General features: G+C 60.8%; 17 protein-coding genes. 11 read left to right on the top strand and 6 right to left on the bottom strand.

From position 1 onward, the window contains the following. The first annotated feature begins 169 nt into the window (after window positions 1-169). The 7 genes from PMI26_RS20585 (at window position 170) to PMI26_RS20615 (ending at window position 6,001) form a co-directional block, all read left to right on the top strand. The gene (locus tag PMI26_RS20585; RefSeq protein ID WP_007972758.1) at window positions 170-1,834 is read left to right on the top strand and encodes an OFA family MFS transporter; all 1,665 of its coding nucleotides are present in this window, start codon (window positions 170-172) and stop codon (window positions 1,832-1,834) included. A gap of 283 nt (window positions 1,835-2,117) precedes the next feature. Then, window positions 2,118-2,711, top strand: a complete 594-nt coding sequence (hisB, locus tag PMI26_RS20590; RefSeq protein ID WP_003186751.1) for an imidazoleglycerol-phosphate dehydratase HisB — start codon at window positions 2,118-2,120, stop codon at window positions 2,709-2,711. Beyond that, window positions 2,711-3,349 carry an imidazole glycerol phosphate synthase subunit HisH gene (gene hisH / locus PMI26_RS20595; protein WP_007972757.1) on the top strand — a complete coding sequence of 213 codons (639 nt, stop codon included), beginning with the start codon at window positions 2,711-2,713 and terminating at the stop codon, window positions 3,347-3,349. Before hisB ends, hisH begins: the two co-directional genes overlap by 1 nt. Next, complete coding sequence (locus tag PMI26_RS20600) at window positions 3,350-3,607, top strand: DUF2164 domain-containing protein (RefSeq protein ID WP_007972756.1); 258 nt, start codon at window positions 3,350-3,352, stop codon at window positions 3,605-3,607. Window positions 3,608-3,649: 42 nt separating this feature from the next. Beyond that, entirely contained in the window at window positions 3,650-4,387 is a 738-nt protein-coding gene (gene hisA, locus PMI26_RS20605; RefSeq protein WP_007972753.1) for a 1-(5-phosphoribosyl)-5-[(5-phosphoribosylamino)methylideneamino]imidazole-4-carboxamide isomerase, read from the top strand. A gap of 9 nt (window positions 4,388-4,396) precedes the next feature. After that, window positions 4,397-5,167, top strand: coding sequence for an imidazole glycerol phosphate synthase subunit HisF (gene hisF, locus PMI26_RS20610; RefSeq protein ID WP_007972752.1), 771 nt, complete (start codon window positions 4,397-4,399; stop codon window positions 5,165-5,167). Window positions 5,168-5,245: 78 nt separating this feature from the next. Then, a complete protein-coding gene (locus PMI26_RS20615) occupies window positions 5,246-6,001 on the top strand; it encodes a substrate-binding periplasmic protein (RefSeq protein ID WP_007972750.1) in 756 nt (251 codons plus the stop codon). Window positions 6,002-6,065: 64 nt separating this feature from the next. On the opposite strand, the gene PMI26_RS20620 is transcribed toward PMI26_RS20615, so the two are convergent. The 4 genes from PMI26_RS20620 to gpmI form a co-directional block, all read right to left on the bottom strand. After that, a complete protein-coding gene (locus PMI26_RS20620; protein ID WP_007972749.1) occupies window positions 6,066-6,842 on the bottom strand; it encodes a divergent polysaccharide deacetylase family protein in 777 nt (258 codons plus the stop codon). A 2-nt stretch (window positions 6,843-6,844) separates the two neighbouring features. After that, window positions 6,845-8,161 carry a S41 family peptidase gene (locus PMI26_RS20625; RefSeq protein WP_007972748.1) on the bottom strand — a complete coding sequence of 439 codons (1,317 nt, stop codon included), beginning with the start codon at window positions 8,159-8,161 and terminating at the stop codon, window positions 6,845-6,847. Window positions 8,162-8,192: 31 nt separating this feature from the next. Then, complete coding sequence (locus PMI26_RS20630) at window positions 8,193-9,488, bottom strand: murein hydrolase activator EnvC family protein (RefSeq protein ID WP_033047655.1); 1,296 nt, start codon at window positions 9,486-9,488, stop codon at window positions 8,193-8,195. Between the two features lie 251 nt (window positions 9,489-9,739). Then, window positions 9,740-11,269 carry a 2,3-bisphosphoglycerate-independent phosphoglycerate mutase gene (gpmI, locus tag PMI26_RS20635; protein ID WP_007972744.1) on the bottom strand — a complete coding sequence of 510 codons (1,530 nt, stop codon included), beginning with the start codon at window positions 11,267-11,269 and terminating at the stop codon, window positions 9,740-9,742. Window positions 11,270-11,421: 152 nt separating this feature from the next. On the opposite strand from gpmI, the gene PMI26_RS20640 reads away from it, so the two are divergent. Genes PMI26_RS20640 through secB form a run of 3 tightly spaced genes read left to right on the top strand, consistent with a single transcriptional unit; the run spans window position 11,422 to window position 12,633 of the window. Then, complete coding sequence (locus PMI26_RS20640; protein WP_007972742.1) at window positions 11,422-11,835, top strand: rhodanese-like domain-containing protein; 414 nt, start codon at window positions 11,422-11,424, stop codon at window positions 11,833-11,835. A gap of 1 nt (window position 11,836) precedes the next feature. Next, window positions 11,837-12,091 carry a glutaredoxin 3 gene (grxC, locus tag PMI26_RS20645; protein WP_007972741.1) on the top strand — a complete coding sequence of 85 codons (255 nt, stop codon included), beginning with the start codon at window positions 11,837-11,839 and terminating at the stop codon, window positions 12,089-12,091. A gap of 56 nt (window positions 12,092-12,147) precedes the next feature. Beyond that, the gene (gene secB / locus PMI26_RS20650) at window positions 12,148-12,633 is read left to right on the top strand and encodes a protein-export chaperone SecB (protein WP_007972740.1); all 486 of its coding nucleotides are present in this window, start codon (window positions 12,148-12,150) and stop codon (window positions 12,631-12,633) included. Window positions 12,634-12,765: 132 nt separating this feature from the next. On the opposite strand, the gene PMI26_RS20655 is transcribed toward secB, so the two are convergent. Beyond that, the gene (locus tag PMI26_RS20655; RefSeq protein WP_007972739.1) at window positions 12,766-13,221 is read right to left on the bottom strand and encodes a tRNA (cytidine(34)-2'-O)-methyltransferase; all 456 of its coding nucleotides are present in this window, start codon (window positions 13,219-13,221) and stop codon (window positions 12,766-12,768) included. Between PMI26_RS20655 and PMI26_RS20660 the strand changes: the two genes are divergently transcribed. Continuing rightward, on the top strand, window positions 13,220-13,660 hold the full coding sequence (locus PMI26_RS20660; RefSeq protein WP_033047652.1) for a hypothetical protein: 441 nt from the start codon (window positions 13,220-13,222) through the stop codon (window positions 13,658-13,660). The two genes, PMI26_RS20655 and PMI26_RS20660, sit on opposite strands and share 2 nt — an antisense overlap. Before the next feature lie 537 nt (window positions 13,661-14,197). On the opposite strand, the gene ntrC is transcribed toward PMI26_RS20660, so the two are convergent. Further along, on the bottom strand, window positions 14,198-15,418 hold a 1,221-nt coding region (gene ntrC, locus PMI26_RS20665), incomplete at its 5' end, for a nitrogen regulation protein NR(I) (protein ID WP_007972737.1).

Genomic DNA, 15,418 nt, shown 5'->3' with positions numbered 1-15,418 from the left:
GTCAGTTTGGTTTTTCCGTTACTGGCAGATGGTAACCTTTGCCCGTTCGCCCGTCCTTCTGCGACCTGTTGTCGCACAACAACGCGCTCCACCAAAAAACGGTCATGTCTGCGTGCATAAAGGCCGGGAGCGTGGCTGGCGAACCCTACTAATAATTGGGGGAAATACAATGACCACGAGCATCACGGCGGACGGCCTCGGCGCCGACCAGCCCGCGTTCCTGTCCAAGGAGCGGATCATCGCCAAGCCCGGCTTCAACCGTTGGCTGGTGCCACCGGCCGCGCTGGCCATCCACTTGTGCATCGGCATGGCCTACGGTTTTTCGGTGTTCTGGTTGCCGCTGTCCAAGGCGCTGGGCATCACGGCTCCAGTGGCCTGCGCAGCGGACATGGGTTTTATCGCACAGGTCTTTTCGTCCCAGTGTGACTGGCCGATCTCGATGCTCGGCTGGATCTACACCCTGTTCTTCATCTTCCTGGGTTGCTCGGCCGCCATCTGGGGTGGCTGGCTGGAACATGCCGGGCCACGCAAGGCAGGGGTTGTATCGGCGCTGTGCTGGTGCGGTGGTCTGCTGATTTCGGCGCTGGGCGTGTATACCCACCAGATCTGGCTGATGTGGATCGGCTCCGGGGTCATCGGCGGTATCGGCCTGGGCCTGGGCTACATTTCGCCGGTCTCGACCCTGATCAAGTGGTTCCCGGACAAGCGCGGCATGGCCACCGGCATGGCGATCATGGGCTTCGGCGGCGGTGCGATGGTCGGTGCTCCGCTGGCGGCAGCGTTGATGGGGCATTTCGCTTCGCCCACCAGCGTCGGCGTGTGGCAGAGCTTCCTGGTCATGGCGGCGATCTACTTCGTGTTCATGATCGGTGGCGCATTGTCCTATCGCGTCCCGCCAACCGGCTGGAAGCCTGAAGGCTGGACCGCCCCGGCGAAAAAAGCCTCGAACGCAATGATTACTCATCGTCATGTTCACGTGAATGTAGCCTGGAAGACGCCGCAGTTCCGTCTGGTGTGGCTGGTGCTGTGCCTGAACGTATCGGCCGGTATCGGCATCCTCGGCATGGCGTCGCCGCTGCTGCAGGAGGTGTTCGGTGGCAAGTTGTTGGGCAATGACCTGGCGTTCGGCCAACTCGACGCTTCGCAACTGGCTTCGATCGCCGCCATCGCGGCCGGTTTCACCGGTTTGCTAAGCCTGTTCAACATCGGCGGGCGCTTCTTCTGGGCTTCGTTTTCGGATTACCTGGGTCGCAAAAACACCTACTTCGTGTTCTTCGCCTTGGGCTTTGCCCTGTACGGACTGATTCCGAACCTCGGTCATCTGGGCAGCATCGCGCTGTTCGTGGCGGCGTTCTGCGTCATCCTGTCGATGTACGGCGGTGGTTTCGCGACTGTTCCTGCGTATCTGGCGGACCTGTTCGGTACGCAAATGGTCGGCGCGATTCACGGTCGTCTGCTGACGGCGTGGGCGGCTGCCGGTGTGCTCGGTCCAGTGCTGGTGAACTACCTGCGTGAATATCAGTTGAGCATCGGTGTCGAGCGTGCAGCCGCGTACGACATCACGCTGTACATCCTCGCCGGCCTGCTGGTGCTGGGTTTCCTGTGCAACCTGCTGGTGCGCCCGGTGGCCGACAAGTACTTCATGACCGACGCCGAACTGGCCGCCGAGCAGGCGCTGGGCCATGACAAAGGCGCTGACAGCAGCACCGTGCTGGAGTGGAAAGCCGCGCCTGGCACCAAGCCGCTGGCGGTGGCGGCATGGCTGGTGGTGGGAATTCCGTTGGCGTGGGGTGTGTGGGTGACCTTGCAGAAGACGGCAGTGCTCTTTCACTAAGGGACTGGCCTGAGAACTCTCAGGCCGACACCCAGCCTGTGGGAGCGAGCCTGCTCGCGAAGAGGGAGTATCAGTCGACATAAGTGTTGGCTGAGCCACCGCTTTCGCGAGCAGGCTCGCTCCCACAGTTGTTTTGTGGTGTGCCAAATAGCTTGTATGGACATGTCTATCGCCGGCACCCCCGGATTCACTCCGTCAGTGATATCACCTCGCGTGTTTCTGTTTGGCGCCCGCACGCCTATAATGGCTGCCTTTTTCGCCCAATGATTTTGCGGAGCTGGTGATGGCCGAACGTAAGGCGTCTGTCGAGCGCGACACTCTGGAAACCCAGATCAAAGCCTCGATCAACCTCGATGGCACCGGAAAGGCCCGATTCGATATCGGTGTACCTTTTCTTGAGCACATGCTGGACCAGATCGCCCGTCATGGGCTGATCGACCTGGATATTGTCAGCAAGGGCGACCTGCATATCGATGACCACCACACTGTGGAAGACGTCGGTATCACCCTCGGCCAGGCCTTCACCAAAGCCATCGGCGACAAGAAAGGCATCCGTCGCTACGGTCACGCCTACGTGCCGCTCGATGAAGCGCTGTCGCGCGTGGTGATCGACTTCTCTGGCCGTCCAGGCCTGCAGATGCATGTTCCCTACACCCGTGCCACCGTCGGTGGCTTCGACGTTGACCTGTTCCAGGAATTCTTCCAGGGCTTCGTCAACCACGCCAACGTCACCTTGCACATCGACAATCTGCGTGGGCACAACACCCACCACCAGATCGAAACCGTGTTCAAGGCTTTCGGTCGCGCCCTGCGCATGGCCGTCGAGCTCGATGACCGCATGGCCGGGCAAATGCCTTCGACCAAGGGCGTCCTGTAATGCAGACAGTCGCGGTTATCGATTACGGCATGGGCAACCTGCACTCGGTGGCCAAGGCCCTCGAGCACGTCGGTGCCGGCAAGGTGCTGATCACCAGCGATGCCAACGTGATTCGCGAAGCCGACCGGGTGGTTTTCCCCGGCGTTGGCGCGATTCGCGATTGCATGGCGGAGATCCGTCGCCTCGGCTTCGATTCGCTGGTGCGTGAAGTCAGCCAGGACCGTCCGTTCCTTGGCATCTGCGTGGGCATGCAAGCCTTGCTCGACACCAGCGAAGAGAACGACGGCGTCGATTGCATCGGCCTGTTCCCGGGCGCGGTGAAGTTCTTCGGCAAGGATCTGGTCGAGGACGGCGAGCACCTGAAAGTCCCGCACATGGGCTGGAACGAAGTGAAGCAGAAGGTCAGTCACCCGCTGTGGCATGACATTCCGGACCTGGCGCGTTTCTACTTCGTGCACAGCTACTACATCGCCGCCGCCAACGCGCGGCAGGTGGTGGGTGGCGGTCACTACGGTGTCGATTTCGCCGCGGCGCTGGCCGAAGGCTCGCGTTTCGCCGTGCAGTTCCACCCGGAGAAAAGCCATACCCATGGCCTGCAGTTGCTGCAGAACTTCGCTGCGTGGGACGGTCGCTGGTAAATGGCCGTCAAGAAGAAACCGCCGATTCTGACCCTCACTCCCGAGCAGGAGAGCGAGGCCAATCGCAAGATCAAGCGTTTCATGGAAGATCGCTTCGAACTCGACCTCGGCACGTTCGAGGCGGCGGAGATTCTTGAGCTGTTTACCCGTGAAATTGCTCCGCACTATTACAACAGGGCGATTTTCGATGTGCAGGCGCACCTCAAAGAGAGGTTCGAAAGCATCGAAAGCGACCTGTGGGCGCTCGAGAAAAACTGATTTCCGAGCCAAGCTGAACATTCAATTTTGAAGGTTTGCCAGATGCTGATTATTCCCGCTATCGATCTTAAAGACGGTGCCTGTGTTCGTCTGCGCCAGGGCCGCATGGAAGATTCCACAGTGTTCTCCGATGACCCGGTGAGCATGGCTGCCAAGTGGGTGGAGGGCGGTTGCCGCCGTCTGCATCTGGTCGACCTGAACGGCGCCTTCGAAGGCCAGCCGGTCAACGGCGAAGTGGTCACCGCCATCGCCAAGCGCTATCCGAACCTGCCGATCCAGATCGGCGGCGGTATCCGCTCGCTGGAAACCATCGAGCACTACGTGAAAGCGGGCGTCAGCTACGTGATCATCGGCACCAAGGCCGTGAAAGATCCGGCCTTCGTTGCCGAAGCCTGCCGCGCGTTCCCGGGCAAGGTGATCGTCGGCCTGGACGCGAAGGACGGCTTCGTCGCCACCGACGGCTGGGCTGAAATCAGCACCATCCAGGTGATCGACCTGGCCAAGCAGTTCGAAGCCGACGGCGTCTCCGCCATCGTTTATACCGACATCGCCAAAGACGGCATGATGCAGGGCTGCAACGTACCGTTCACCGCGGCACTGGCTGCTGCAACGAAGATCCCGGTGATCGCTTCCGGCGGTATCCACAACCTGGGCGACATCAAGACCCTGCTCGACGCCAAGGCGCCGGGCATCATCGGCGCAATCACCGGCCGTGCGATCTACGAAGGCACCCTCGATGTCGCCGAAGCGCAAGCTTTCTGCGATTCGTACAAAGGCTGAGGACTGATCATGGCGCTGGCCAAACGCATCATCCCTTGCCTGGACGTGGACAACGGCCGGGTGGTCAAGGGTGTGAAATTCGAAAACATCCGCGACGCCGGCGACCCGGTGGAAATCGCCCGTCGCTATGACGAGCAGGGCGCCGACGAGATTACCTTTCTCGACATCACTGCCAGCGTCGATGGCCGCGACACCACGCTGCACACCGTCGAGCGCATGGCCAGCCAGGTGTTCATCCCGCTGACCGTGGGCGGTGGCGTGCGCACCGTGCAGGACATCCGCAACCTGCTCAATGCCGGCGCGGACAAGGTTTCGATCAACACCGCAGCGGTGTTCAACCCTGAGTTCGTCGGCGAAGCCGCGCAGCATTTCGGTTCGCAATGCATCGTGGTCGCGATCGACGCGAAGAAGGTTTCGGGACCTGGCGAAACCCCGCGCTGGGAAATCTTCACCCACGGTGGACGCAAGCCAACCGGCCTCGACGCCGTTGAGTGGGCGAAGAAAATGGAAGGCCTGGGTGCCGGCGAGATCCTGCTGACCAGCATGGACCAGGACGGCATGAAAAACGGTTTCGACCTGGGCGTCACCCGCGCCATCAGCGATGCGCTGGGCATTCCGGTGATCGCTTCCGGTGGCGTCGGCAATCTGCAACACCTGGCCGACGGCATTATCGAAGGTCACGCCAGCGCGGTTCTGGCGGCGAGTATTTTCCACTTCGGCGAATACACCGTGCAGGAAGCCAAGGCTTATATGGCTCATCGCGGAATTGTGATGCGCTGAATAAACCAATGCAGGCCAGTGGACATCATGGCGTGCCCGAGGCACTCTTGGGTACGCCATGGATTTCGGTAGCCAGACATGCTTAAACGCTTTCTTCTCGTCCTTGCCAGCGCCTCTCTGTTGTTCATCAGCGGAGCCCACGCAAAAGACAGCCCCGATACCGACATGGTGCTGCTGACTGAAAACTTCCCGCCCTACAACATGGCGAAGAATGGCAAGAACTTCGCTCAGGACGAGAACATCGATGGCATCGCCACCGATATCGTCCGCGAGATATTCAAGCGCGCCAATGTTACCTACAGCCTGACGCTGCGTTTCCCTTGGGAGCGAATCTACAAACTCACCCTGGAAAAACCCGGCTATGGCGTGTTCGTCATGGCGCGGTTGCCGGATCGCGAGAAGCTGTTCAAATGGGTCGGCCCAATCGGCCCGGACGACTGGATCATGCTGGCCAAGGCAGACAGCAAGATCACCCTCGAAACCTTGAATGACGCGCGCAAGTACAAGATCGGCGCCTACAAGGGCGACGCGATTGCCGAGACGCTGGCCAAGCAGGGGCTCAATCCGATTGTTGTACTGCGCGATCAGGACAACGCGAAAAAACTGGTCAACGGGCAGATCGACCTGTGGGCCACCGGTGACCCGGCAGGGCGCTATCTGGCGCGTCAGGAAGGGGTCAACGGGTTGAAAACCGTACTGCGTTTCAACAGTGCCGAGCTGTACCTGGCACTGAACAAGGACGTGCCGGACGAGACGGTGGCCAAGCTCCAGGCGGCGCTGGACCAGATGCGCAAGGAAGGCAAGGTCGACGAGATCATGGCGCGGTATTTGTAGGGTAAATCAAAAGATCGCAGCCTGCGGCAGCTCCATGTAGGAGCTGCCGCAGGCTGCGATCTTTTCAGCGGTACACCCCATCCTTCCCATGCGCCGCCGTGGCCCGATTCCCTCGCACACTGATCATCTGCCGGATATCAATCCACTCAATGCCCTGAGCCTTCAGCTTCGGCAACTCCCGCTCCAGCACCGCGAGCGTCTGTGGATACGGATGCCCGATCATCACCGCCGAACCTTGCTTGCGCGCGAGGCTGATCGCTGTCTGCAACTGGTTGAAGATCGCTGCTTCGGTGCGTTCATCGTCGAGAAACACATCCCGCGAAACGCTGGCCAGGCCGATCTTCTGCGCTTCGGCCGCGGCTACGGTCTGGGCGCTGGTGCGGCTGTCGACGAAGAATTTGTGCCGTTGTTGCAAGTCTGCCATCAACCAGGCCATGGCCGCGGGTTGTGCGGTCATGCGGCTGCCCATGTGATTGTTGATGCCGCTGGTGTACGGGACCCTTTTGAACGCAGCGTTCAGGCGCTTTTCCAGCTCTTCGACAGGTAATTCGGGATGCCAGGCGAACGGTCCGGTGGCCGGATCCATGGGCATGTGCAGAATGACGATTTTTCCGGCGCGATGGGCTTCGCGGGCGAACTCGGTGGCGTGAGGCGTGTCGGGCATGATCGCCGTGGTCACCGGGCCGGGCAGGGCCAACACGCGGCGATCCCGGGGCAGGTTCTGCCCCAGGTCATCGATGATCAGGGTCAGGTAGGCTTTTTGCGGGGAGGTCGAGGCGGGCGTTGCGTGAACAACACCCGCCAGACAGCAAAGCAGACCGAGAATGTACCGCAGGCGCATCCTCAACGGCCGGACGTGATGCTCAGCCCTTTGAGCAGGCTCAGGGCCTGGGCCAGTTGGTAATCATCGTCCTGTGGCATCGGCTTGGCCTTGCTGGAGCCGGTGGGTTTGTCCGCACCGCCGTTGCCGTTGCCCAGGTGACCCTGCAAGTCGGCTTCCTTGAAGTAGTCGTTGTCCTGCTCGCTGGTGATCTTGGCCTTGCGCACTTCGATGTCCGGGACGATGCCCTGGGCCTGGATGGAGCGGCCGTTCGGCGTGTAATACAGCGCCGTGGTGATCTTCAATGCGCGGTCATTGTTCAGCGGCAGCACGGTTTGCACCGAGCCCTTGCCGAAACTGGTGGTGCCCATCACCACGGCGCGTTTCTGGTCCTGCAGGGCGCCGGCGACAATTTCCGAAGCCGAGGCGCTGCCGCCGTTGATCAGCACGACCATTGGCACGGCTTCGCTTTCGTCCTTGCCGGTGGCAGAGAAGCGCAGCTCGGAGTTGGCGATGCGGCCCTTGGTGTAGACGATCAGGCCCTTGGTGATGAAGTGGTCGACCACTTCCACCGCCGCCTGCAACACGCCACCCGGGTTGTTGCGCAGATCGAGGATGATGCCCTTGAGCTTCTTGCCGTTCTCCTTGCGCAGCTTGGCCAGCGCCTTGGAAACCTCTTCACCGGTCTTGACCTGGAACTGGGTGATGCGGATGTAGCCGTAGCCCGATTCCAGCAGCTGGCTCTTCACGCTCTTGACCTGAATGACGGCGCGGGACAGGGTCACGTCGAACGGCGTGCCGCCGTCGCGCACCAGGGTCAGGGTGATTTTCTGGCCGATCTTGCCGCGCATCTTGTCGACGGCTTCGGTCATGCTCTGGCCGCGGGTGGGCTGGCCATTGATCTTGACGATGAAGTCGCCGGCCTGAATGCCGGCCTTGGAAGCCGGGGTGTCGTCAATCGGCGACACCACCTTGATGAAGCCGTCTTCGGCGCCGACTTCGATGCCCAGGCCGCCGAATTCGCCGCTGGTGCTTTCCTGCAACTCGGCGAAATCTTCAGGGCCGAGGTAAGCCGAATGCGGGTCGAGGTTGCTGAGCATGCCCTTGATGGCGTTTTCCAGCAGGGTCTTGTCGTCCACCGGTTCGACATAAGCGGCCTTGATCCGGTCCATCACCTCGGCAAAGGTACGCAACTCATCCAGCGGCAGTGGCGCCTTGGTGGTCGCAGCAGTGCCCGCAGGCGCAACCGCCGGGGCCGGTTGAGCGGCAAACGCCAGAGGCGCGCCGATCACCAGGGCGATCGTCAGGGCCAGCGAGGTAAGGCGGGACAAATGCAGCATGTCTAACAAACTCCTGAATTAGGTAACGCGCTTATCCTTGCGCGCGGCACCATTGCGCCGGATCACTCGGGTGACCCTGCTGACGAATAGCAAAATACAGCGCTGGCGTGTCCTGCCCGCCACTGTTGCCGACAGTGGAGATGGACTCACCGGCTTTAACCACATCACCCGCAGACTTGAGCAGCGTCTGGTTGTGACCATAAAGACTCAAAAAACCGTTACCGTGGTCGAGGATCACCAGCAACCCGGCGCCTCGCAGCCAGTCGGCAAACACTACGCGACCACCATGCACCGCATGCACGGTGCTGCCGGCAGACGCGCCGATCATCACGCCATCCCACTTGGTCCGGGCATCGTCGCCACGGCTTTCACCGTAGCGTGCCAGCAGTCGACCATCGACAGGCCAGGGAAGTTTGCCGCGGGTTGACGCAAACGGGCCACCAAAGGTCTCGCCGGAACTGGAAACCAGTGCGCCGGGAGTCGACTTGACCGGTTTGCGTGGGGCGTCATCGCTGGCATCTGCCTGCGCCTGGGCCTCACGTAAACGCTTTTTTTCGGCTTCCTGCTGGGCAATCAGCGCTTTCTGTCGCGCTTCTTCTGCCTCACGGGCCTGGCGGGCCAGGGTTTCTTCAATGGTTTTAAGGACTTTAGACAGGTCTGCCTGATCCTGCTCGCGCGCCGCCAGTTTCTGATCGCGAGCCTTTACGTCGTCATTGAGCTTGGCCAGGACTTGCTGGCGCTCCTTGCGGACTTTCTCGAGCTCGTCACGCTGGGTGTCGAGGCTGCTTTGCTGCACCAGCAGTTGCGCCTGCTGCATGGCGATGTCTTTCTCGACATTGGACAGTTGGCGCAAGGTTTCGTTGAAATTCTTCAACTGCTCCAGGCGAGCCTGGCTCAGGTAGTCGTAATAGGTGAGGGTGCGGGCGAATCTTTCCGGATTCTGCTGGTTGAGCAGCAGCTTGAGGTATTCCTGGCGACCGTTCTGGTAGGCCGCCCGGGCCTGAATGGCGATCAGTCGTTGCTGTTCAATGCGCGCGCTCTGGAGTTTTTTTTTCTCCGCATCGAGTCGCTGCAGCTCGGCTTCGCTTTTCTTCAGCTCTTTTTGCAGGGCTTCGACCTGCTTCTCGAGCTTGCCCATTTCGGTTTCGGTGCCCTTGAGCTCTTTCTGCACGCCGGATTTTTCTTCCTGCAGCTTGCCCAACAGCTTCTTCAGCTCGGCAATGTCCTGACGCGTGGCGTCCAACTGTTGTTGGGTGTCTGCGCGCTCGTCAGCAAAGGCCGGTTGGAGCAGGCAAGTCAGAGCTAGGGCTATCAGGACGCGAAGCATAGGGGCGGGCGGCACCAGGGAAAGGGACGGCCTAGTATGCCCGCCATGGGCGGCAAAAAAAATGCCCATTTCTGACTGTGTGATGACTGGAGCGGGATGCAGGGACAATTAGTCTTCGAAACCACCACAAACCACTGTGGGAGCGAGCTTGCTCGCGATGGTGTCCGATCATTCAACATAGATGTTGGCTGTCAGATTGCTATCGCGAGCAAGCTCGCTCCCACAGATTTTGTTGCGTTTTTGAAATCCGATCAGACCAGAATCGAAGTCCCGGTCATTTCCGCCGGTTGCTCAAGGCCCAGCAACTTCAGCATGGTCGGCGCCACGTCCGCCAGCACGCCGCCTTCACGGACCTTCAGGTCGCGCTTGCCGACATAGATGAACGGCACCGGCTCGGTGGTGTGTGCAGTGTGCGCCTGGCCGGTGGTTTCATCGGACATTTGCTCGACGTTGCCATGGTCAGCGGTGATCAAGGCTTCGCCGCCGACTTTTTCCAGGGCATCGACAATGCGGCCCACGCACAGGTCCAGGCATTCGACGGCCTTGACCGCCGCTTCGAACACGCCGCTGTGGCCGACCATGTCGCCGTTGGCGTAGTTGACCACGATCACGTCGTAACGCTGGTTTTCGATGGCGTCGACGATGCGGTCAGTGACTTCCGGCGCACTCATTTCCGGCTGCAAGTCATAGGTGGCGACTTTCGGCGACGGAATCAGGATGCGTTCTTCGCCCGGGAACGGTTCTTCGCGACCGCCGGAGAAGAAGAAGGTCACGTGGGCGTATTTTTCGGTTTCGGCGATGCGCAGCTGGGTCTTGCCGTTTTTCGCCAGGTAGTCGCCCAGCACGTTTTCCAGGCTGCCGGCAGCGAAGGCCGACGGCGCAGGGATGCTCGCGGCGTATTGGGTCAGCATGACGAAACCGGCCAGTTTCGGCTGGCGGGCACGCTCGAACTCACTGAAGTTGTCTTCGACGAACACGCGAGTCAGCTCGCGGGCGCGGTCGGCGCGGAAGTTCATGAACACCACGGCATCGCCGTCTTCGACTTTTACCGGCTCACCGATGGAGGTGGCTTTGACGAATTCGTCGCTCTCGCCGCGCTCGTAGGCTGCTTGCAGGCCTTCCTGGGCGGTGGCGGCGTTGAATTCGCCCTGGCCATCGACAATCAGGTTGTAGGCCTGGGAAACACGGTCCCAACGGTTGTCGCGGTCCATGGCGTAGTAACGGCCGATCAGGCTGGCGATCCGGCCTTTGCCCAGGGCCTGGAAGGTCGCGTCGAGCAGTTCGATGGAGGACTCAGCGCTTTTCGGCGGAGTGTCGCGGCCATCGAGGAAAGCGTGCAGGTAGATTTTTTCGGCGCCGCGCTTGAACGCCAGTTCCGCCATGGCGATCAGGTGGTCCTGGTGGCTGTGAACGCCGCCGTCAGACAGCAGGCCCATGAAATGCACGGCTTTGCCGGCGGCGACGGCTTTGTCCACGGCGGCGCAGATGGTCGGGTTCTCGAAGAACTCGCCGTCGCGGATCGATTTGGTGACGCGAGTGAAGTCCTGGTACACCACGCGACCGGCGCCGAGGTTCATGTGACCGACTTCGGAGTTGCCCATCTGACCATCCGGCAGACCCACGTCCATGCCGCTGCCCGAGATCAGGCCGTTCGGCACGGTGGCCCACAGGCGGTCCAGTACAGGCTTTTTCGCCGCGAAAATGGCGTTGGATTCGGGGTTGTCGCTGTGACCGAAGCCGTCGAGAATCATCAGGACCAAAGGTTTAGGCGTGGTAGTCATGGAATTCGCTCTGGCTCAAGTAAAAAGGGGCGATGGAAAAGGGAGTCGCAGTTTAAAGCGAAGTTCCGGCCACGTCACCGCCGGACGGGGTTTGGCCCACCATAGTGGCTGTGTATACTGGCCGACATTTTAACGCCCTGGAACCTCCTTCGATGGTTGCTCACCTGATTGAATTCGCCACTAACCACTACATTCTCGTCGGTATCTTCGTCGTACTGCTGGCGTTGCTGATTGCCTATCAAATGCAGGGCGGCGGCCGTAGCCTGAGCACTGGCGAACTGACCGGCCTGGTCAACAAGGACGCAGGCGTGGTGATCGACATTCGTCCAACCAAGGATTTCGCCGCCGGTCACATTGTCGGCGCGCTGAACATTCCCCAGGACAAACTGATCGCCCGCGTTGGCGAGCTGGAAAAGCACAAGGCCAAGACCATCATCCTGGTCGATGCCATGGGCCAGACCGCCGGCACCCACGCCCGCGAATTGATGAAATCCGGCTTCACCGCCGCCAAGCTGTCCGGCGGTATCTCCAGCTGGAAAGCCGACAATCTGCCGCTGGTGAAGTGATATGAGCAACGTCGTCGTCTATTCCAGCGATTACTGCCCTTACTGCTCGCGAGCCAAATACCTGCTCGAGAACAAAGGCGTGGCCTTCGAAGAGATCAAGGTCGATGGCAAGCCGCAGGTGCGCGCCGCGATGGCCCAGAAGGCCGGACGTACGTCCGTGCCGCAAATCTGGATCGGTAGCACCCACGTGGGCGGTTGTGATGATTTGTTCGCCCTGGAGCGCGCCGGCAAGCTCGACGCACTGCTCAGGGCCTGACGGCAATACCCCAAACAAGCAAACCTAAAAGAACCCTGGATCAAGAAGGATCTGCGATGACTGACCAACAGAACACTGCTGCGAACGAAGAAGAAACTGCACCGCAATTCTCCTTGCAGCGCATTTATGTACGTGACCTGTCCTTCGAAGCTCCAAAAAGCCCGGCGATCTTCCGCCAGCAGTGGGAGCCGAGCGTCGCCCTGGATCTGAACACCCGTCAAAAGACACTGGAGTCGGACTTCCACGAAGTCGTGCTGACCCTGTCGGTTACCGTGAAAAACGGTGACGAAGTGGCGTTCATCGCTGAAGTGCAGCAGGCCGGTATCTTCCTGATCAAGAACCTGGACGATGCTTCGATGAGCCACACCCTGGGTGCGTTCTGCCCGAACATCCTGTTCCCGTACGCTCGCGAAACCCTGGACAGCCTGGTGACCCGCGGTTCGTTCCCGGCACTGATGCTGGCCCCGGTGAACTTCGATGCGCTGTACGCACAAGAGCTGCAACGCATGCAGGCTGCCGGCGAGACGCCGACCGTTCAGTAAGCATTTCTGAGCGTCGAAGCAAGTCCAATGTGGGAGCGGGCTTGCTCGCGAAAGCGGTGTAACAGTCAACAACGATGTTGAATGTTATGGCCCCTTCGCGAGCAAGCCCGCTCCCACATTTGTTATGCGGTGTTATTTGAAGTCGTTCTGGCGCCAGGCTTCGTAAACCGCGACGGCCACGGTATTCGACAGGTTCAGGCTGCGGCAGCCTTCGCGCATCGGCAGGCGCAGGCGTTGCTCAGGGGGCAGGGCGTCCAGGACCTCGGCGGGCAAACCCCGGCTTTCCGGGCCGAACAGGAACGCATCGCCAGGGACGAAGCTGGCATCGTGGAATGGCCGCGAGCCCTTGGTGGTGAAGGCGAACAGCCGTGGATGACCGAGGCTTTCCAGGCAGCTGGCGAGGTCGGCGTGACGTTGCAGGGTGGCATACTCGTGGTAGTCGAGGCCGGCGCGGCGCAGGCGCTTGTCGTCCATCTCGAAGCCCAGCGGCTCGATCAAATGCAGGTGGCAGCCACTGTTGGCGCACAGCCTGATAACGTTGCCGGTATTCGGCGGAATTTCTGGTTGGAAAAGGATGACGTGAAACATGCACGGCTCCGAAGGTAAAGATGACGCGCATTCTACGCCGCAAGCAGGCGTGCGTTCGAAACTATTCCTGCGGGTGATGGGCTCGCTGGCGATCGTCGGGATGATGATCGGGCTGATGATCGGTCGCCTGACCACGCCAGACCCGAGTCAGTTGCAGCTGGTTGAAGTGACGGGCGACGGGCTGGTGGTGTGGTTCAACAACGAACCCAAGGTCCATGGCGAAATCGTCGACGGCACTGTCGCGCTGCTGTTTGGCGCCGAGGGCCAGGCGCAGAAAGGCCAGCTCAAGCTTGGCGGCAAGGATGTGAACTGGCGGGTACGTTTGAGTGATGGAGGGTTGCTGCTGACGCTGGTGGCGGCCCGGCCCTTGCAGGGCGAGTGGGCCGGTAGCGAGGTCGATGACCGCTGGCGGCTGGAGATCCATCTGCGGGAGCAATAAAAGAGGGAATCCCCGGCCTGCCTGTACCAAGGTTCCCGAAACGGGAGGCTCGTCGCGAGTGCGGTGTGAGCCTGGTGTAAAGAAGGAACCCCTGACCTGCCTGTATCAAGGGCCCCAAAACGGCTGGGCTCGTCGCGGCTGCGGTGTGAGCCCGGTGTAAAGAGGGGAATCCCCGGCCTGCCTGTACCAAGGTCCCCGAAACCGGGTCGGTGATCTGAATCACTTGAAAGGGTTATTGCAGGGGGCGTGCCAGTTTTCACAAAGAGAAACAAAAAAGCTGGTTTGAAACGCTGAAAGCCCCGAGATTCGGGGCTTTCGTGTTTTTTCGAAAGGGATTCGATTGCGAAAGCAGATGGGGATTCGAAGCTGTTTTTGTGCGCGATTGCGGTTCACGGTGCATTCAGGCGGTGCACGCAGCTTTTGAATGTGGGGGCGGGCTTGCTCGCGAAGAGGTCATAACATTCAACATCATTGTTGACTGTTACACCGCTTTCGCGAGCAAGCCCGCTCCCACAGGATCGTGTGTTCAGTGATTACTCAGGCTTCGTCGCCCTCATCATCATCCCCGCCATCCACCTTCATCCCCAATTCCTTGATCTTGCGCGTCAGGGTGTTACGCCCCCAACCCAGCAAAACGGCGGCATCGCGGCGGCGACCGGCGGTGTGTTTGAGGGCGGTCTCGATCATGATCCGCTCGAAGGCCGGCACGGCGCTGTCGAGCAGGCTCGATTGACCGCGGGCCAGCGCCTGGTCGGCCCATTGGCGCAGGGCTTGCTCCCAGTTGGTGACCGGTGCCGAATCCTGCGGCAGGCTCAGCAGCTCCGGCGGCAGGTCGCCGATGTGCACTTCGCGGCCCGAAGCCATCACCGTGATCCAGCGACAGGTGTTCTCCAGTTGGCGCACGTTGCCGGGCCACGGCAGGTTCTTCAGGTATTCCTCGGTTTCGCTTTTCAGTAGCTTGGGCTCGACTGCCAGCTCCTGGGCTGCGCGGCTGAGGAAGTGCTTGGCCAGGGTCGGGATGTCTTCGCGACGATCAGACAGGCGCGGGATATGAATGCGGATCACGTTGAGGCGGTGGAACAAGTCCTCGCGGAATTTCCCGGCATGCACCAGGGTTTCCAGGTTCTGGTGAGTCGCGGCGATGATCCGCACATCGACCTTCACCGGCACATGACCGCCGACGCGGTAGAACTCGCCATCGGCCAGCACCCGCAGCAAGCGGGTCTGGGTGTCGGCGGGCATGTCGCCGATTTCATCGAGGAACAGCGTGCCGCCGTCCGCCTGTTCAAAACGTCCGCGACGCAGGTTGGCAGCGCCAGTGAACGCGCCTTTCTCGTGGCCGAACAGTTCGGATTCCATCAGGTCCTTGGGAATCGCCGCCATGTTCAGCGCGATGAACGGCGAAGCGGCGCGCGGGCTGTGACGGTGCAGGGCGTGGGCCACCAGCTCTTTACCGGTACCGGATTCGCCATTGATCAGCACGGTGATGTTGGAGTGGCTCAGTCGACCAATGGCGCGAAACACCTCCTGCATCGCCGGCGCCTCGCCGATGATTTCCGGGGTGCGGGTCAATGTCGGGACGACTTCCAGGCCTTGCTGCTCCTGGGCGTGCTGGTTGGCGCGCTTGACCAGGGAAACCGCTTCGTCGACATCGAACGGCTTGGGCAGGTATTCGAAGGCGCCGCCCTGATAGGACGCGACAGCGCTGTCCAGATCGGAGTGAGCGGTCATGATGATGACCGGCAGCCGCGGATGCTG

This window comes from Pseudomonas sp. GM33, from assembly GCF_000282295.1.
GTDB classification, from domain to species: Bacteria; Pseudomonadota; Gammaproteobacteria; order Pseudomonadales; family Pseudomonadaceae; genus Aquipseudomonas; species Aquipseudomonas laurylsulfatiphila.
This window is presented reverse-complemented; position numbering and strand designations above follow the sequence as displayed.